The sequence below is a fragment of the Bosea sp. (in: a-proteobacteria) genome (genome assembly GCF_023953965.1).
In the GTDB taxonomy this organism is placed as follows: domain Bacteria; phylum Pseudomonadota; class Alphaproteobacteria; order Rhizobiales; family Beijerinckiaceae; genus Allobosea.
On the sequence record NZ_JAMLIX010000001.1, the window covers coordinates 2,584,637 to 2,602,297 of the forward strand.

Here is a 17,661-nt window from a genome sequence, read left to right on the forward strand (position 1 = left end):
AACCGCCTCACATTGTGCTCGACTTCGCTGCCGAAGCGAGCATGTGTGGTGACAGCGGGCTCGGGGCGAGCCCAGGATCTCTGGCGATACAGCGTCGTCGGGGCTCGCGGCAGTGACGGCAGGTGCCGTTGCCACGAGACCTCACCATGACCCATCTCAACGATACCCAGCTGCTGGTCCTCTCAGCAGCATCCCAGCACGCTGATGGCCTGTTGGTTCCGCCCGAGCGGCTGCGCGGCGCCGCCCTCCATCGCTTTGGCAACAAGCTGATGGAGCTTCAGCTCGCGACCGAATGCGCTGTCGGCCCGCACGATCCCATCTGGCAGCAATCCGACGAGCGGGGGCGGATCGGGTTGATGATCTCGGCTGCTGGCCTCGCCGCGATCGGTTTGGGCTCAGATGTAAGCACGGCAGAACCGGAGTCGCCGCCGGCCGCAGCGAATAGTCCGTCCGCGGCGGTAGCACCGCGTTCCGGCTCGAAGATCTCAATCGTGCTGGAGCTGCTGCAACGGCCTGAGGGCGCGTCGATCGACGAAATCATCGCGGCGACGCAGTGGCTGCCGCACACGATCCGGGCCGTGCTGACCGGGCTGCGCAAGCGCGGCCATGTTGTCGAGCTGCGCCGTGGCGAGGGCAACCGTGCCGCCTATCACGCCGGTCTTCGCTGATGACTGCGACGCGCCTTCCCGACACGCTGCCGGACAACGTGTCAGCTCAGCTGGCGGCTCTGACGAGCAGCGACCTCCATCAGCTTCGCGTGCAATGGCGCAAGCTCATGCGTAACGAGGCGCCCGCCCACCTGACGCGCTCACTCCTGCTGCGCATCCTCGCCTACAAGGTCCAGGAGCTCGCCTATGGCGGGCTCGACCGTGAGAGCGTGCGCTATCTTGATAGGATCGCCGAGCGACTGGCGGCGGGAGATCCCAATCCGGTTCCACCGGTGCCGGATCCACGACGCGGGCGGTTGCGACCAGGAACGCTACTCGAGCGCGAACACGGCGGAACATTGCATCGCGTCTCGGTGATCGAGGCAGGGTTCAGTTGGCAGGGCAGGACCTATCAGAGCCTGTCCGAAGTCGCCCGAGCCATCACCGGGACAAACTGGAATGGCCCGCGCTTCTTCGGGCTGCGCGACAAAGACTCCCCAGCCCGCAAAGGCCCTCGTCGAGTACCGTCGGCTTCCGATGGCGATCGCGGCTCCGTCGGCGCGGAGGCCGGGCTATGAAGCCACCTCTAAGGGCGCTGCGCTGCGCGATCTATACGCGCGTTTCCTCAGATCATGGCTTGGATCAGGAGTTCAGTTCGCTCGACAACCAGCGCGAGGCAGCCGAAGCCTATATCAAGAGCCAGGCACATGAAGGCTGGCGCTGCCAGCCTGAGCGCTACGATGATGGCGGCTTCTCGGGCGGCTCGCTCGATCGGCCCGGATTGCAGCGGCTGCTGGCCGATGTTCGCGATCGGCGCTTCGACATCATCGTCGTCTACAAGGTCGACCGGCTGACGAGGTCGCTGGCGGACTTCGCCAAGCTCGTCGAGCTGTTCGACGCGCACGGCGTCTCGTTCGTGTCGGTGACGCAGGCGTTCAACACGACGACCAGCATGGGGCGGCTGACCCTCAATGTCCTGCTGTCGTTTGCGCAATTCGAGCGCGAGGTCACGGGCGAGCGCATTCGCGACAAGATCGCGGCCAGCAAGAAGAAGGGGCTCTGGATGGGCGGTGTCGTGCCGCTCGGCTATCGCGTCGCAGCGCGCAAGCTTGTCGTCGAGCCGCAGGAGGCGGAGCTGGTGCGCTCGATATTCGAGCGGTACCTGGAGGCCGGATCTGTGCCCGCGCTTCAACGCGCGTTGCGATCAGAGGGCATCGCTTCCCGGCGCCGCACCTTATCTAGCGGCCGGGAAATCGGCGGAACGCCGTTCACGAACGGACCGCTCAGCCATCTGCTTCGCAACCGGGTCTATCTCGGCGAGATCAACCACAAGGGCAGCGCACACCCTGGCGAGCACCAGGCGATCATCTCCTGCGAGCTGTTCGCTGCCGTGCAGGCGAGATTGGCGACAAATCAGCTGGGTCAGCGCGGCCCGTGCAATCGGTCCGAGGCGCTGCTGCTGCGAAAGCTGTTCGACGACCGAGGCAACAGAATGACGCCAGTCGTCGGTCGGAAAGGGCCGGTTCGCTACCGATATTACGCGTCGCATGCAACGACGCAGGGCCGTCATAGCGATGCCGGTTCGGTTCCCCGCGTGCCGGCGCACGATATCGAAACGAAGGTCATCGCGGAACTGAGAGGTGCACTGGGGGACGGACACGATGTTGCCGATGACAAAGAACTGATCGCCAGCTGGCTCGACCGTGTCATCCTGTCGACGGCCGGCATCGAGCTGCATGTTCGCAGAACTGAGGGGGATGTCGAGCCTATCTCGATCCCGTGGAGCGCGCCGCGCCACCGCCAGCGCCGGGCGATCGCAGAGCCTCATGAAAAGGCTGGAGCACAATATATACGTTCGACTGAGCGTGCTCGGTTGCTGAGTGGCATCGTCAAGGCGCGTGGCTGGCTGTGGCGGCTGGTATCCGGCGAAGCGGCAGCGCTCATCAATATTGCCCAAGAGGAGGGGGTCTCCGAGCGCTCAGCCAGGATGACGCTATCTCTCGCCTTCCTGCCCCCGGTCATCATTCAGGCAGCGATCGAAGGGACATTGGCGCGCGGACAGGCAGTGACGCGGCTTGCCGAGCCCGATCTCGATTGGCCGAGAGGGCACACCGATCTCCACAGGACGTAGCACTGCGAACTGATGAAGACGCGCACGTGCGAAATGCGCCAACTGCGGACATTGGATAGTCGCCCAGAACCGGACATTGCGGTGGCTCTCCGGCTACTTTGGCCTCACCGTTCCCGAAATGCTTTTGCGATCTGGTCCTTGAGAGGCTTGACGATGTATTCGAGCGGGGTTCGGTCCTCGGTGCGCACGAACACCTCGGCCTGCATGCCGGCGCTGACGCGGTTGGCACCGAGGCGGGTATATTCGGCGGCCGGCATCGAGACGCGGATGGTATAGAAGGTCGCACCGGTCTGCTGGTCGCGGCTGGTGTCGGCCGAGATGCGGGTGACCTTGCCGGCAAGCTCGGGCGTGGTGCGCTGGTTGAAGGCGTGGATCTTGACCCGCGCCTCCTGGCCGAGCGCAATCTGGTCAATGTCGGGCGGGTTGATCCTGGCCTCGACCTGCAATGAGTCTTCGGCCGGCACGATCAGCATGGCGGGTTCCGCCGGAGTGATGACGCCGCCGACCGTATGGACGGCAAGCTGGTGCACGAAGCCTGAGCTCGGACTGCGGATCTCGACGCGCTTCATCTGATCCTCGGCGGCGATGCGGCGCTCGACCAGCTCGGCGCTCTTGCCCTGGATTTCGCGCAACTCCTTCATCACCTCCTCGCGCAAGGCGACATCGATCTGGATGATCTGCAGGCGTGTCTCGGCGATCTTGCCCTCGGCTTGAGCCAGGCCGGCGACGAGCTGGCCCTTCTGGCCCTCGAGACTGGCAGCCTCGCGCTCAAGCGCCGTCCGGCGGTTGAGCGCAACTAGGTTCTTCTTGTAGAGCCAACGGATCCCGGTCAGTTCCTCGTCGATCAGCACGGCTTGAGCATCGCGCGCCTTCTGCTGGGCCTTGAGGCCGACGATCTCGTCGCCAAGCTGCGCGATGCGCGCAGAGAGCTGCGCCTTCTGGCCGTCACGGGCGGCGCGCCTGGCTTCGAACAGGCTCATCTCGGCCGATATCAGCTCGGCGATCTCCGGCTCGTGCCGGCGGGCGGTAAGCTCGGCCGCGAAGCTGACCGCGTCCTTGCCGGCGCGCTCGGCCTCCACCCGTCCGCGTCGGATGCCGAGTTCGTCGAGCTGCTTGACCACGACCTGGAGGTTGGCGCGGGTCACGGTATCGTCGAGGCGGATCAGCACCTCTCCCTGCTCGACCTTGTCGCCCTCGCGAACCTTGAGCTCGCCGACGATGCCGCCGGTGGAGTGCTGGACCTTCTTGACATTGCCGTCGACGACGAACTGGCCGCTGGCGATGACCGCGCCGGACAGCGTCGCCGGAAAGCTGACGTTACGCGCGGGCCGCAGTGACGACCACTTCGATCATGGCCCCGCCCCCGAGATCGGCCACGCCGACGGTAGCGCGCGTCGGCATGTCGTCGCCGAAGAAGCCTGTCCAGGCGACGTCCATCTCCTTCTTCTGCGAGAGATCGGTGACGAAGATCTGCGCAGCCACGATCGCCTTGCGGTCGAGTCCGACCTCGCCGAGGTAACCCTCGATCTTGCTGAGGATGTTCCGGGTCTGCGGACCCATCGGCTGTGTCGTGTCGTCGGCGATGACGCCGCCTACGAAGACCAGATTGCCGGTCTCGACGATGCGGTTCTGGATCGGCGTGCGGATGGAACGCTTGATGGCCATGATGTTCTCCTGGGTCGAAGGCGGCTAATGCGCCTGTTGCATGAAACGGGTGATGCCGAGCCCGTCGATCGGCACGTTGCTACGGCCGGTCGCGATGATCTCGGCCATGACCGCGCCGGCGCCGGGGCCGAGTTGGAAGCCATGGGCCGAGAAGCCGAACTGGTGGTAGAGGCCCTCATGCCTCGCGCTCGGCCCGAATACCGGCAGATCGTCCGGCATGCGCGCCTCGATGCCGGCCCAGGCCCTGACGATCGGAACGCCGCGCATGAGCGGGAACAAGTCCCAGACCGTCCCGGCATTGGTGGCGAGCTTGCGCCAGTCGAGGATGGTGCGGTTCTCCTCGCGCAACGCCCGGCCGCTATAGCCGCCGCCGATCAGCACGGTGCCGTTGCCGAACTGCTTGAAGGAGAGCTTGCGCCTGACCATGATCACCACCGGCTTGATGAAAGCCGGCATCGGAGCGGTGATCATCAGCATCGGCGCGATCACCTCCAGCGGCACCGGCTCGCCGAGATCGGCGGCGATGCGGTCGGCCCAGGCGCCCGCCGCGTTGACAAGGCGCGGCGCGGTGAAACTGCCGGCATCAGTCCTTACCTGCCAGGCTGCTCCCTGACGCGACACCGCCTCGACGCGCACACCCTCCCGGATGCTAGCGCCCTGCTCCTGCGCCTTGCGCTTGAAAGCCTGCGTCGCACGCAGCGGGATCGCCGCGCCATCGCGGCGGGAGACCACGCCGCCGGGGCAGCTCTCGGACACGGCTGGCACAAGCCGGCGCAGCTCCTTGCCGTCGATCAGCTCCTCATGCTGGAAGCCGCGCAGCGTCAGGTCGTCGACACGGGTCTTGCAGTTCGCCAGATCCTCCTCGGTCTCGGCGACGAGCACCTGCCCATCCGAGGTGAAGCCGCAATCGTCGTCCACCAGATCGGCGATCCGATGCCAGAGCGCCATCGAGACGTTCGAAAGCGGAATCTCGGCGACGTGACGAGCGAGCTGGCGGACACCGCCGGCATTGACGCCGGAGGCGTGCCGGCCGGCATGGTCCTTCTCCAGCAGGATGACCGACATCCCGCGCAGCGTGCAGTGCAGTGCCGTCGAGCAGCCATGGATGCCGCCGCCGACGACGATGACGTCGGCGCTGGTCGGCGCTGCGTTCACCGAACCACCGCCTTCACCGCAGCTTCGCTCTGCGGCAGGGCCGCGAGCTCGGCGAGCGTGACCGGTTTCACAGGTGGGCGCAGGCGATAGTAGCCGACCTCGGCCGGTGTCGTGCCATTCGTCTCTGCGATCAGCTCGACCACCGTCGGCCCGCACAGGCGTCCCTGGCAGGGGCCCATGCCACAGCGCAGAAAAGCCTTCATCTGGTTGGGACCGGTGACGCCAAGGCGTGCTGCAGTGTCGCGCACCTGGCCAGCGGTGACTTCCTCGCAGCGGCAGACGATCGTCGCATCCTGCGGCGGGGCGAGAAATTGCGGCGCCGGCCTGTAGAGCAGGTCGAGGAAGCGACGGCCGCGCAGGGCGCGCGCCAGTTCGGCGCGAAGCGGGCCCGCCTGCCGGTCGCATTCGCCGGCGTCGATGCGGCCCAGCCGTCCGGCCGAGCCGAGCGCCGCAAGCTCGCCGCGCAACTCCGCGCTTTCGGCTCCGCCGATGCCCGCGCCATCCCCAGCAATGGCAATCCCGGGCACAGACGAGCCGAGCCAGGTATCGAGGCGTGGAACCCAGCAATGCTGCGCCTCGTCGAAATCATGGGCGCAGCCGGCGGCGTTGGACAGGTTCACGCTCGGGATCACGCCCTGATGCAGCAACAGCGTATCGCAGACGATGGTCTCGGCCGCGCCGCCGCGCTCGACACGGATGCCCGTCAGCTGACTTCCACCCTCGGCAGCGAGCCCGGTGACGCCATCGACGAAGCGCAGCGAGCGCCGGGCCTTCGCCAGCAGCTTCAGGCCCTTGGCGAGATAGGGCGAGCGCAGGAAATCCGGCAGATGGGCGGCGGCCTTGAGCCAATTCCCGCGCGGCGTCGTGTCCAGAACCGCGACGATCTCGGCACCCGCGGCAGCGAGCTGACCGGCGAGCAGATAGAGCAGCGGTCCGCAACCGGCGATCACGGTCCGTCCGGCCGGAACGATCGCGGCGCTCTTCAATGCGATCTGCGCCGCGCCCGCCGTCATCACGCCGGGCAAGGTCCAGCCGGGGATCGGAAAGGGCCGCTCCTGCGCGCCGGTCGCCAGGATGAGCTGCCTCGCGCCGATCAGCCGGGCGCGGCCATCGAGCGACAGGCCGATCTCGAAGGCTTCGCCCTCCGGAGCCGTTTCATCCGGCCCGAGGGACCAGAGCGTGCAGCGGGCGGCGTAGCAGGCCTGCGAGCGCTCGAAGCGCGCGACGATCTCCGCCCCGCGCCAGTAGTCCGCGCCGAGCACGTCACGGTCATCGACCGGCGTCGTGGTGATGGCGCGGTAGATCTGGCCGCCCGGCGCCGGGTTCTCGTCGACGAGCAGCACGTCGATGCCGAGTTCCACGGCTCGCGCGGCGGCGGAAAGCCCGGCCGGACCGGCGCCGACCACGACGAGATCATAGCGCTCGACGAGTTCATCGATTGCCGTCACGGCCCGCATCAGCGCAATTCCTCTGGCTGGCGACGCCCGTGCTGGGTCTCGATGCGCATGCCGTCGCGCAGCGGCACCAGGCAGCCCTGGCGGTTGCCGACGCCGTCGATAACGACGAGGCAGTCGAAGCAGACGCCCATCAGGCAGTAGGGCGCGCGCGGCGTATCGGAGACCGGCGTCTCGCGACAGGCCACGATGCCGTTGGCCAACAGCGAAGCCGCCACCGTATCACCCGCGCGGCCGGTCAATGGCCGCCCGTCGAAGGTGAAATTGAGCCGGGCGCCACTTCCGGCGCTACGGCTCCTGCCCGCATCAGACATGGGCCGGAACATGGAACCTCCGTGCGGAAAAGCTCGCGACCGCTTCCGGCAATGTGCCGGCGAGGATGGCGGGGGCGAGCGTCAGGACATGGTTGGCGGCGAGCGTCACGCCGGAATGGCAGGTGGCGAGGAAGGCGCCGGGATGGCTCCGCGACTGCTCGTAGATCGGGAAGCCGTCCGGACTCATCACGCGCAGCGCCGACCAGGTACGCACCACGTTGAGGCCGGCGAGCCTCGGAAAGGTGCGTACCGCTCGCTCGGCCATGACCGAGATCACCGGCTGGCCGACGACGGTGTCGAAACCGCGATCCTCCTGGCTGTCGCCGATCATGACGCCGCCCTCGTCGGTCTGGCGGATCGTCCCCATCGGATGGTGCAGGAAGGATGTGGTCTTCTCGGTGACGATGATCTGGCCCTTGCTCGGCTTCACCGGCGCCTCGAGCCCGACCATCGGCGCCAGCCTGGCATTGCCGAGCCCGGCGGCGAGCACGAGCTTGGCCGCGGCGATCTCGCCCCAGGGCCCGCGGACGCGAAAAGCTCCATCCCGGTGGTCGATCGACGCGACCGCCCGGTTCGGGCGGTAGTCGACATCATGCCGGGCGCTGGCCTCGCGCAGGGCCCGGAACAGCCTGAGCGAATTCACATGGCCGTCGAGCGGGCTGTAGAGCGCACCGACGACCTCCTGGCCGACATCCGGCAGCCGCCGCTTCGTTTCGGCGCGACCAAGCACCTCACAGGGGAAGTCGGCCAGACCCTCCTGATTGTGAAGGCGGCGCATCGCCGTCACACGCTTCTCCATCTCCGCCTCGGACAGGCAGGGCACGAAGCCCCCCGGCTGGCTGTGGGCGACATCGATGCCCGCCTCCTCTCGGAGAACATCCGCCAGACCGTGCCAGTCCTGCGCCGAGCGGCGCGTCCAGAGGGCGTATTCCGGCATGCCGAGCCCCTTGGACTGCACCCAGACCAGCGCGAAATTGCCGCGCGAGGCGCGAAGGGCGACATCGCCCTCGTCGAGCACGACGACCCGCGCACCGGAGCGGGCAAGGCCGAGTGCGATCGCACCGCCGACCACTCCGCCACCGATGACGACGACGTCGCCTTCGTTCCGGTTGCCATTGCTGGTCATGAATCAGCCCTTTCCGGATCCGACGAAAAGGCGGTCGAGCCCGTAGAGCCTGTCGAGAGCGAACAGCAGCCCCGCGGTCAGCGCGATGAGGCAGGCGGAGACGGCCGCGATCAGCGGATCGATATTGTCCTGGATGTAGAGGAACATCCGCACGGGAAGCGTGGTGGTGGCCGGCGAGGCGATGAACACGGTCATCGTGACCTCGTCGAAGGAGTTGATCGCCGCGAGCAGCCAGCCCGAGACGACGCCCGGCAGGATCAGCGGCAGCGTCACCCGCCGGAACACGGTCATGCTGTCGGCGCCGAGCGAGATCGCTGCATGCTCGATCCGGCGGTCGATGCCGTAGGAGGCGGCGAGCACGAGCCTCAGCGCGAAGGGCAGGATGACGATGACATGGCTCAGCACCAGGCCGGTGAAGGTGCCGGACAGGCCGATCTGCGAGAAGAAGCGCAGGAAAGCGATGCCGAGCACGACATGCGGCACCATCAGCGGCGACATGAACAGCGCCGTGATGGCCTCCCTGCCGGGGAAGCGGTAACGCGCGATCGCGAGTGCCGCCGGCACTGCGAGGGTGATCGCCACGGTCGAGGACAGCGCCGCGAGCCAGAGCGAGGTGTAGAAGGCACGCAGGAACTCCGGGTAGTCGAAGATCGCCCTGAACCAGCGCAGGCTCGGACCGCGTGTCGGCAGCGAGAGATAGCCCTCCGGGGTGAAGGCGACGACGCAGACGATGGCGAGCGGCGCCAGCATGAAGACCACGAACAGGAGGTGGAAGACGAGGGCGAGGGAGCCGTTGCGTCTCATTCGAACACCTGTGCGTAGCGGCGCTCGATCAGCCGGTTCGAGCCGACGATGATCGCGACCAGCGCGATGAGCAGCAGCGTCGCCACTGCGGCGCCGAGCGGCCAGTTCAGCGTGTTGAGGAACTCGTCATAGGCCAGCGTCGCCGCGACCTTGAGCCGGCGCCCGCCGATGATCGCCGGCGAGGCGAAGGCGCTCGCGGCGAGAGCGAAGACGATGATCGCGCCCGAGAGGATGCCCGGCACGATCTGCGGCAGGATCACGCGCCGCCAGATCGTCCACCAGCCGGCGCCGAGCGACATCGCCGCATTCTCGATCTGCGGATCGAGGCGCTGCAGCGAGGCCCAGACCGCAAGGATCATGAACGGGATCAGGACATGGGTCAGCGCGATGACGACGCCGGTCTCGGTGAACATGAATTCGAGCGGTGAACCGATCAGCCCGAGCGCCATCAGCCCCTGGTTGACGAGGCCGGTCGAGCCGAGCAGCAACGCCCAGCCGAGCGTGCGCGCCACGACCGAGACCAGCAGCGGACCGATGACCACGAGCATGCAGACGCTGCGCCAGGAAGGCGACATCCGATTCAGGATATAGGCCTCAGGCACGCCGATCAGGATCGTCGCGAGCGTTACCAGGATCGCGATGCGGAAGGTGCGCAGGAAGACTTCGAAGAAATAGGAATCGGTCGCGATCTCGACCCAGTTCTTCAGGGTGAACGTCGGCACGATGCCCTTGTATTGTCCCCAGTCGTAGAAGGAGAGCAGCGCCGTCATGCCGAGCGGGACGATGACGAGACCGAGGAAGACGAGCAGTCCCGGCGCCGTCAGCCAATAGGGTGCGCTGCGTTCGCTGACGGCGAGGCTCATGACGAAGCCCCGTCCGTGAGCAGCGCCGCGTCGGCCGGCGCGAAGGACAGGCTCACCGCCTCCCCCTCGACCGGCACCGCCGTGCCGTCATTGCCGCGCATCACGATCAGCGGCCCCGCCGTGCTCTCGATGTTGAGCAGCCAGTACGAGCCCTGGAAGACACGGGCGGTGACGCGTCCACCGAAACCCGCGCTGGCGGCTGGCGCGACCACGAGGCGCTCCGGCCTCACGGCCAGCGTCACCGGACCGATGCCAGCGCCCTCGATCGCGACGGTGAACTGGTCGATCGTGACCTGACCGGACCCGTCGCCCCTGCCCTTCAACATATTGGTCTTGCCGAGGAAGTTGGCGACGAAGGCGCTGCGAGGGTTCCCATAGACAGTATCCGGCGCACCGATCTGCTCGACCCGCCCCTGGTTCATCAGCACGATGCGGTCGGACAGGGCCATCGCCTCATGCTGGTCGTGCGTCACGAGGATGGTCGTCGTGCCGATCGTGCGCTGGATCTGGCGCAGCTCGCCCTGCATCTCCTCGCGCAGCTTGGCGTCGAGATTGGAGAGCGGCTCGTCGAGCAGCAGCAGTGCCGGCTTGATGACCAGCGCCCGTGCCAGCGCGACGCGCTGCTGCTGGCCGCCCGACATGCGGCGCGGATAGCGGTCGGCGAAGCCTTTCAGCCCGACGAGCGCCATGGCCTCCAGCGTGCGCTTCTCGCGCTCGGCCCGCGCGACGCCGCGCATCTCGAGGCCGAAGGCGATGTTCTCCGCCACCGTCATGTGCGGGAACAGCGCGTAGCTCTGGAAGACGATGCCGAGGCCGCGCCTGTTGGGTGCGACGGCGGCGAGATCGCTACCGTCGAGCAGGATGCGCCCGCGATCGACCGGCACGAAACCGGCGATCATCTGCAGCGTCGTGGTCTTGCCACAGCCGGAGGGGCCGAGCAGGGAGACGAACTCGCCACGCTCCACGGCGAGTTCGAGCGCCTCCACCGCCGTGACGGCGCCATAGGACTTGCCCAGCCCTTCGAGGACGAGATGCGACATGGGGTCTGATCCGATCGACCGAGGCGCTCAGCGCTCGATCTCGCGGTTCCAGCGCCGCGTCCATTCCTCGCGCTTGTCGTTGGCGACGTCCCAGTCGACCGCCTTCAGCGCCTTGACCTGCTCGCCATAGGGCAGGCCCTTCTGCTGCTCCGGCGTCAGGGTGACCTTGGTGTTGGCCGGGCCGGAGCCGCCGCCCACCGCCATGATCACCTGCACCGGCGGCGTCAGCATGTATTGCAGGAACGCGTTGGCCTCTGCGGCATTCTTCGAGCCTTCGACCGGGCAGCCGGCGATGCCGAGCGCATAGCCGCCCTCCTTCGGATAGACGAACTCGGCGGGAAAACCGGTATCGGCGAAGGCCTTGACGCGGCCCGAACCCCAGACGCCGATCACCGCCTGGCCGTTCTGGAAGAGCTCGGTCATCTTCGCCGGCGACGGCTCATAGGCCAGGACGTTCGTGTTGATCTCGTCCTTGATCGTCTTGAAACCGGGCTCGATCTTGCTTTCCCCGCCGCCGCCGAGTTGAGCGAAGGCAATCAGCGCGTGCAGGCCATAGGTGTTGTTGATCGGCGGGATCACCAGCTTCTTGCGGTATTTCGGATCCTTGAGATCGGCCCATGAGGTCGGAGCCGGCCATTTGTTCTCGTCGAAGGCCTTCTTGTTGTAGAACAGCCCGGTCGCAACCATGCCGAGGCCGACGGCCTTGTTCGACTTGAACTTCATCACCGGCGCGACATCGGCATAGATCGGTGCATCGGTGAGCGTGCCGCAGAAGCCGAGCGAGACAGCCTGATAAGCCGGGCCGTCGTCGACGATGATCACGTCGATCTGCTGATTGCCCTTCTGCGCCTGCAGCTTGGCAAGCGTGTCGGTCGAATTTCCGGCAACATATTCGATCTTGACGTTCGCCTGCTTCTCGAAGGCCGGGATGACCTCCTTGCGCATGGTCTGCTCGTAGGAGCCGCCATAGCCGGCGACATAAAGCGTCTTCTGCTGCGCGAATGCAGCGGAACCAGCGAGCGCAGTGCTGGCGGCGAGCATAAATGTGATGGCTGGTTTCATGGCTTCCCCTCCTCGTTTTCGAATGATGCGCCAAGGTCGGGGCAAGTTTCGAACTGGTCAAATCGAATGATTCGCGCAATCCATACCGAAATATTATGATTCTGGCGGAGACCGGGACGATGCTGAATCCACGTCAGATCGAGGCTTTTCGCACCGTGATCGTGACTGGCGGCGTGACCGCTGCGGCCCATGCGCTGCACATCAGCCAGCCGGCGGTGACGCGCCTGATCCACGACCTGCAATATGCTCTCGGCCTGAAGCTTTTCGCCAAGCGCGGCACGCGGCTCGTGCCGACCAATGAGGCCCTGTCGCTTTATCGCGAGGTCGAACGGCAGTTCGTCGGGCTGGAGCGCATCGAAAGGGCTGCGAAAAACCTGCGGGAGGGACAGTCCGGCCGGCTGAGGATCGCCGCGCTACCGACCTTCAATGTCGGCTTTCTGCCGCGTATCCTCGGCCGGTTCATGCTGGACAGGCCGGGGCTGGAGACCGCCATCTACGGCAGCATCTCCTCGCAGGTGGTGGAGTGGGTCGCGAGCGGCTTCTGCGATGTCGGCTTCGCGCAAGGTCCGCTCGACTTCCCCAATATCGAGGTCGACATGCTGGCGCCCGTAGCAGGGGCCGCGGTCCTGCCGGAAGGCCATCGCTTGGCGGAAAAATCCGTGCTGGAGCCGGAGGATTTCATAGGCGAGCCCTTCGTTTCGCTCGAGCAGACCACGCCGATGCGCTATCGCATCGATGCGATCTTCGCGACAGCCGGCATCTCGCGGCACACGCGCGTGGAGACGCCGCTCTCGATGATCGCCTGCGGTCTCGTCGCCGCCGGCGCCGGGGTGTCGATCGTCGACCCGTTCACCGCTTTCGAGTTCAGCGGCCGCGGCGTCGTCGTGCGGCCGTTCCGGCCCGCCGTCCTCTACGAGATCGGCGTCGTCTGGGCGAGCGACCGGTTCCGATCCGCCCTCGCACTCGACTTTGCCAATGAAGTGCGTGCGGCCGTCGCACAGCGAGCAGACGACACATCCGCGCCTTCAATCTGATTGTCGTGAAAGGAAGGTACTTATTCGAACTAGGTCGTGTGGACGAACCTGATCCAGATGCGGATCGTCGCAAGTTGGACGAAGCCGAGGAAGCTGGACGCGAGCTTGTCGTAGCGCGTCGCAACGCGGCGTGAGTGCTTGATCTTGTTGAAGAAGCGCTCGATGCGGTTGCGGTGGGCGTAGGTCTTCCGGCAGACGGGGCGCTGGACCCTACGGTTCGTTTTGGTCGGGATGACAGGCTCGATGCCGCGGCCTTCAAGGTCGTCCCGAATGGCGTCGCTGTCATAGCCTTTGTCGGCGAGCATGGCGACGGGATCGGGTGCGTCCTCGTCCATGAGGTCGCCATAGGCTGTCATGTCCGAGGCCTGGCCGGGCGTCAGGCGGAAGCCGACCGCAAGACCCTCCGCATTCGCTCTGGTATGAACTTTGGTCGTGAGCCCACCGCGCGAACGGCCAATACCGTTTCTCTGAATCCCCCCCTTCCTCCGGCAGCGTGCTGGTGCGCCCGGACGATGGTGGAATCGATCATCTGCATTGTGTTGTCAGAGGCTTCGCTTTCGGCCAAGGCGCTCAACATCACGTCCCAGACGCCCGCCTCGGTCCAGCGGCGATATTGTCGGTGGACCGAATTCCACTTGCCCAGTTCGTCGGGCAGATCGCGCCAGGGCGAGCCGGTGCGCGTGACCCAAAGGACCGCGTCGAGCACCCTGCGATGATCGCTGGGAGGGCGGCCGCCCTGTGCGCCGCTCTCAAGCAGAAAAGGCGCGAAGAACGCCCATTCCTCGTCCGTCATCAGCCCGCGAAGCACCGCTGCTCTCCCCAAAGACCAGCTTTGATGATGTGGACGCCCCTGCCCACCGGCGGCGCTATGGTGCCGATCCGGCTGCCGAAGCAGCGAGAGGAGCGTGCGCGATGACGATCACGACGATTGGACTGGACCTGGCGAAGAGCGTCTTTCAGGCGCATGGGATTGATGAGAACGGCGCGACGGCATTGGTCAGGAAGCTGCATCGCAAGCAGATGCTGCCGTTCTTCTCAAAGCTTCCGCCCTGCCTGATCGGCGTGGAGGCATGCGGAACGGCGCACCATTGGGCGCGAACGCTCTCGGCGATGGGACATGAGGTTCGCCTGATCCCGCCGTCCTACGTCAAGGCCTTCGTCAAGCGCGGCAAAAGCGACGCCCTCGACGCAGAGGCGATCTGCGAAGCGGTCCAGCGGCGGACAATGCAGTTCGTACCGGTGAAGACGGTCGACCAGCAGGGCATCCTCATGACCCATCGCGCCCGCTCGTTGCTTGTTCGCCAGCGCACGCAAGCCGCCAACGCCTTGCGATCGCATCTGGCCGAGCTGGGGCTTGTCGCCAATCCCGGCGTCGCCAATTTGGCGAGGCTCGCCGAGCAGGCGCTCTCGGACAGGGACGCGCTTCCTTCCTTCGCCCGCGCAGCGCTGGAGATCATGCTTCGCCAGATCGTGGCCCTCGGCCAGGAGATCGCGGAACTCGATCGGCAGATCGCCTCCTGGCATGTCGAGAGCGAAGCAAGCCGCAGGCTCGCCGCTATTCCGGGCCTTGGTGTGATCACGGCGACCGCGGTCGCCGCCACCGTCACCGATCCCGATCAGTTCCGCTCCGGCCGGCAGTTTGCCGCGTGGCTGGGCCTGACGCCACAGCAGCAGTCGACCGGCGGCAAGACCAGGCTGGGCGGAATCTCGAAGCAGGGAGACCGCTACCTCCGTCGATTGCTCGTCGTCGGCGCCACCGCCGTCATCCGGCACACGAAGGACAAGCCGACGCCCATGGCCGCCTGGATCAGGAAGCTCTTGGAGAAGAAGCCTTTCAGGCTCGTCTCGATCGCGCTCGCCAACAAGCTCGCCCGGATCGCATGGGTCCTGATGACGCGCAAGGAGAGCTACAGACCCCAACAGCACGCCGCCTGAGCGGCCGACCGAAGAGACAACCCGAATTGGTGACGGCAGTCGATGATGAGTGACGATCGAGCCAATGACGAGGCCAACCCGCGTGATTCAATGCGCCCCAGCAGCGCGCCAGTTTGATAGGGACCTCGTCGGCGGATTTCCATCAGGGCCAGCGGCAACCATCACGCCGCACAAACAGGCCGGACATATGAAAGCAACCGATCAAAACATCCCGACAAAAAGCCTTGCCATAGGGGGCGTCCACATATGAATCACGCCTCAACCGATTTGGGAATCCGCTTTGTCCACACGACCTAGCTAAACGCGCCACAACCGGACATTCGGAAGTGGCCTAGAACCAGACATTTAAAGCTCAGCGAACGGGATTGGACGCTTCACGGTAAGCGCATGGGCAACGCGTTTCCTTACTTCGCCTCTCATCCACCGCCGAAGCTTCTTGTCACCAGCCGATTCAGCCTTTCGGCGAATGCGTTCGCATCTGGCGGGCGCTCCCCGTCCAGGACGCGGGCAGTGTCGAGGAGGAGGTGTGCGACGTCGCTGCGCAACGCACCGTCCTCGACAGCGGCAAGGGCCGTGACCACCGCATGGCGCGGGTTCACCTCCAGGATCGGCTTGGCCGCGCTGTCGATGCGTCCGGCAGCACTGAGCAGGCGCTCGAACTGGCGATCCGGCCCCTTGTCGGACGCCACGAGGCATACAGCGCTCTCGGTGAGGCGATCCGAGGCCCTGACATCCGCGACCTCGGCCGCCAAGGTTTCCTTCATCGATGCGAGCAGAACGCTGATCTCCTTGCTCGTCTCAGCGGAAGGAGACGCCGCGCCGTCGAGGAGCGGGATAAGCCCGAGATCGGCTGCGCCTTGCGTCACCGACTTGAAAGGCTTGCCCTCGAAATCCGGCGCGGCCGAGACCCAGAAGCTGTCGACCGGATCGGACAGCAGCAGCACCTCGATGCCGCGTGCGCGAAAGCCTTCGAGTTGCGGCGAGTTGGCGATCCGCCCGGCATCGTCGCCGACGATATAATAGATCGCGGTCTGGTTTTCTTTCAGGGCGGCGGCGTAGTCCTTCAGGCTCCTCCAGCCTTCGCCGGATGCGGTCGTCCGGAAGCGGGCGAGATCGAGAAGCTGCGCGCGGCGCTCGAAATCCTCATAGAGCCCTTCCTTGATGACCGCGCCGAAATTCTCCCAGATCGTCGCGAAGGCCCCGGCATCCTGCTGGGCGAGCTTCGGGAGCTCGGACAGAATCCGGTTGGTGAGGCCTTTCTTGATCGCGCCGAGCAGCGGGCTGTCCTGGATCATCTCGCGGGAGACGTTGAGCGGGAGGTCGGCGGTGTCGACGATGCCGCGGACAAAGCGCAGATAGCGCGGCATCAATTCGGCTTCGTCGGTGATGAAGACGCGCTTCACATAGAGCTTGATCCGCCCCTTGCGGTCGGCGTCGAAAAGGTCGAACGGGCGCGCACCCGGCACGAAGGCGAGCGCGGTGTATTCATGCCGGCCCTCGGCGCGGAAATGGATCGTCGCAGCCGGCTCGTCATACTGCCCGGCGACGCTGCGATAGAAATCGGTGTATTCCTCCGTCGAGATCTCGCTCTTCGGCCTGGTCCAGAGCGCAGCGCCGTCAGCGAGCGTGGCCGGCTCCGCCCCCGGCTTCTCGACCAGCACGATCGGCACCGGCACATGGCCGGATTGCTCCTTGACGATGCGCTCCAGCGTCCAGCGCTCGGCATAGGTCTTGGCGTCGTCCATCAGGCGCAGCGTCACTCGCGTGCCGCGTGCGGGCGCGTCTGCCAAGGCAACCGGCGCCACCGTGAATTCGCCCTTGCCGTCCGAGGACCACGCCCAGGCCTCGTCGCTGCCGGCGCGGCGGCTGACGACTTCGACCTCGGCGGCGACCATGAAGGCGGAGTAGAAGCCGACGCCGAACTGGCCGATGAGCTGTGCGCCGTCCTTGCCTTCGGCGGCTGTGATCCGCTCCATGAAGCTGCGCGTGCCGGAACGGGCGATGGTGCCGAGCGCCTCGACCATCTCGTCGCGGCTCATGCCGATGCCGTTATCGGCGATGACGAGCCGGCCTGCCTCGGCGTCCGCCGCGATGGTGATCGCGAGCTTCGGCTCCTCCCCGAGCAGCGCAGGCTGGGCGATCGCCTCGTAGCGCAGCTTCTCGCAGGCGTCGGCGGCGTTCGATATCAGCTCGCGCAGGAAGACGTCCCGGTCGGAATAGACCGAGTGCACCATCATGTGCAGGAGGCGGGAGACGTCGGCTTCGAAGCTGCGGTGCTCGGCTGTGGCGGTCGTTGTCATTCGAATTCTCGATTAGATGAGACAGAAAGGCGTTTCGGGCGAACGGCGGCATCTTGCGGCGGCGTGCCGAACTCTGCCGATGCCGATCATCTACTCTCCGCCATTCGTCCGTTGGATAGTGTTCTGATCAA

General features: G+C 66.0%; 17 protein-coding genes. 5 read left to right on the forward strand and 12 right to left on the reverse strand.

Going from position 1 to position 17,661, the window contains the following annotated elements; genetic code table 11:
* The first annotated feature begins 146 nt into the window (after window positions 1-146).
* The 3 genes from M9917_RS12015 to M9917_RS12025 are packed head-to-tail and all read left to right on the forward strand — an operon-like array spanning window position 147 to window position 2,778.
* The gene (locus M9917_RS12015; protein ID WP_297253952.1) at window positions 147-668 is read left to right on the forward strand and encodes a DUF3489 domain-containing protein; all 522 of its coding nucleotides are present in this window, start codon (window positions 147-149) and stop codon (window positions 666-668) included.
* The gene (locus M9917_RS12020) at window positions 668-1,225 is read left to right on the forward strand and encodes a DUF2924 domain-containing protein (protein WP_297253954.1); all 558 of its coding nucleotides are present in this window, start codon (window positions 668-670) and stop codon (window positions 1,223-1,225) included. The genes M9917_RS12015 and M9917_RS12020 overlap by 1 nt, the downstream gene beginning before the upstream one ends.
* On the forward strand, window positions 1,222-2,778 hold the full coding sequence (locus tag M9917_RS12025; protein ID WP_297253956.1) for a recombinase family protein: 1,557 nt from the start codon (window positions 1,222-1,224) through the stop codon (window positions 2,776-2,778). Before M9917_RS12020 ends, M9917_RS12025 begins: the two co-directional genes overlap by 4 nt.
* Window positions 2,779-2,882: 104 nt before the next feature.
* Here the strand turns inward: M9917_RS12025 and M9917_RS12030 are convergent, their stop codons facing one another.
* The 10 genes from M9917_RS12030 to M9917_RS12075 are packed head-to-tail and all read right to left on the reverse strand — an operon-like array spanning window position 2,883 to window position 12,261.
* Complete coding sequence (locus M9917_RS12030) at window positions 2,883-4,112, reverse strand: HlyD family type I secretion periplasmic adaptor subunit (protein WP_297254851.1); 1,230 nt, start codon at window positions 4,110-4,112, stop codon at window positions 2,883-2,885.
* Window positions 4,096-4,443: a Rid family hydrolase gene (locus tag M9917_RS12035; RefSeq protein ID WP_297253959.1), complete on the reverse strand. Its 348-nt coding sequence runs from the start codon at window positions 4,441-4,443 to the stop codon at window positions 4,096-4,098. Before M9917_RS12035 ends, M9917_RS12030 begins: the two co-directional genes overlap by 17 nt.
* A gap of 24 nt (window positions 4,444-4,467) precedes the next feature.
* Window positions 4,468-5,598 carry an NAD(P)/FAD-dependent oxidoreductase gene (locus M9917_RS12040; protein ID WP_297253961.1) on the reverse strand — a complete coding sequence of 377 codons (1,131 nt, stop codon included), beginning with the start codon at window positions 5,596-5,598 and terminating at the stop codon, window positions 4,468-4,470.
* Window positions 5,595-7,055: an FAD-dependent oxidoreductase gene (locus M9917_RS12045; protein WP_297253963.1), complete on the reverse strand. Its 1,461-nt coding sequence runs from the start codon at window positions 7,053-7,055 to the stop codon at window positions 5,595-5,597. Before M9917_RS12045 ends, M9917_RS12040 begins: the two co-directional genes overlap by 4 nt.
* The gene (locus M9917_RS12050; RefSeq protein WP_465246353.1) at window positions 7,055-7,378 is read right to left on the reverse strand and encodes a (2Fe-2S)-binding protein; all 324 of its coding nucleotides are present in this window, start codon (window positions 7,376-7,378) and stop codon (window positions 7,055-7,057) included. The genes M9917_RS12045 and M9917_RS12050 overlap by 1 nt, the downstream gene beginning before the upstream one ends.
* Window positions 7,359-8,492 (reverse strand): NAD(P)/FAD-dependent oxidoreductase, encoded by a 1,134-nt coding sequence (locus M9917_RS12055; protein ID WP_297253965.1) that lies wholly within the window; start codon window positions 8,490-8,492, stop codon window positions 7,359-7,361. The genes M9917_RS12050 and M9917_RS12055 overlap by 20 nt, the downstream gene beginning before the upstream one ends.
* Window positions 8,493-8,495: 3 nt before the next feature.
* Window positions 8,496-9,296, reverse strand: coding sequence for an ABC transporter permease (locus tag M9917_RS12060; RefSeq protein WP_297253967.1), 801 nt, complete (start codon window positions 9,294-9,296; stop codon window positions 8,496-8,498).
* Window positions 9,293-10,159 carry an ABC transporter permease gene (locus M9917_RS12065; protein WP_297253969.1) on the reverse strand — a complete coding sequence of 289 codons (867 nt, stop codon included), beginning with the start codon at window positions 10,157-10,159 and terminating at the stop codon, window positions 9,293-9,295. The genes M9917_RS12060 and M9917_RS12065 overlap by 4 nt, the downstream gene beginning before the upstream one ends.
* Window positions 10,156-11,199, reverse strand: coding sequence for an ABC transporter ATP-binding protein (locus tag M9917_RS12070; protein ID WP_297253972.1), 1,044 nt, complete (start codon window positions 11,197-11,199; stop codon window positions 10,156-10,158). Before M9917_RS12070 ends, M9917_RS12065 begins: the two co-directional genes overlap by 4 nt.
* A gap of 27 nt (window positions 11,200-11,226) precedes the next feature.
* A complete protein-coding gene (locus M9917_RS12075; RefSeq protein ID WP_297253974.1) occupies window positions 11,227-12,261 on the reverse strand; it encodes an ABC transporter substrate-binding protein in 1,035 nt (344 codons plus the stop codon).
* Between the two features lie 119 nt (window positions 12,262-12,380).
* On the opposite strand from M9917_RS12075, the gene M9917_RS12080 reads away from it, so the two are divergent.
* A complete protein-coding gene (locus M9917_RS12080; RefSeq protein WP_297253976.1) occupies window positions 12,381-13,295 on the forward strand; it encodes a LysR substrate-binding domain-containing protein in 915 nt (304 codons plus the stop codon).
* Window positions 13,296-13,324: 29 nt separating this feature from the next.
* Here M9917_RS12080 and M9917_RS12085 read toward each other — a convergent pair.
* A protein-coding gene (locus M9917_RS12085; protein WP_297254854.1) for an IS5 family transposase occupies window positions 13,325-14,088 on the reverse strand; the annotation gives its coding sequence in 2 pieces (ribosomal slippage) (window positions 13,325-13,779 and window positions 13,779-14,088; 765 coding nt in all).
* A 119-nt stretch (window positions 14,089-14,207) separates the two neighbouring features.
* On the opposite strand from M9917_RS12085, the gene M9917_RS12090 reads away from it, so the two are divergent.
* Entirely contained in the window at window positions 14,208-15,230 is a 1,023-nt protein-coding gene (locus M9917_RS12090) for an IS110 family RNA-guided transposase (protein WP_297253112.1), read from the forward strand.
* 416 nt (window positions 15,231-15,646) lie between these two features.
* Here M9917_RS12090 and htpG read toward each other — a convergent pair whose 3' ends face one another.
* Window positions 15,647-17,530 carry a molecular chaperone HtpG gene (gene htpG / locus M9917_RS12095; protein WP_297253978.1) on the reverse strand — a complete coding sequence of 628 codons (1,884 nt, stop codon included), beginning with the start codon at window positions 17,528-17,530 and terminating at the stop codon, window positions 15,647-15,649.
* Window positions 17,531-17,661: the final 131 nt, after the last annotated feature.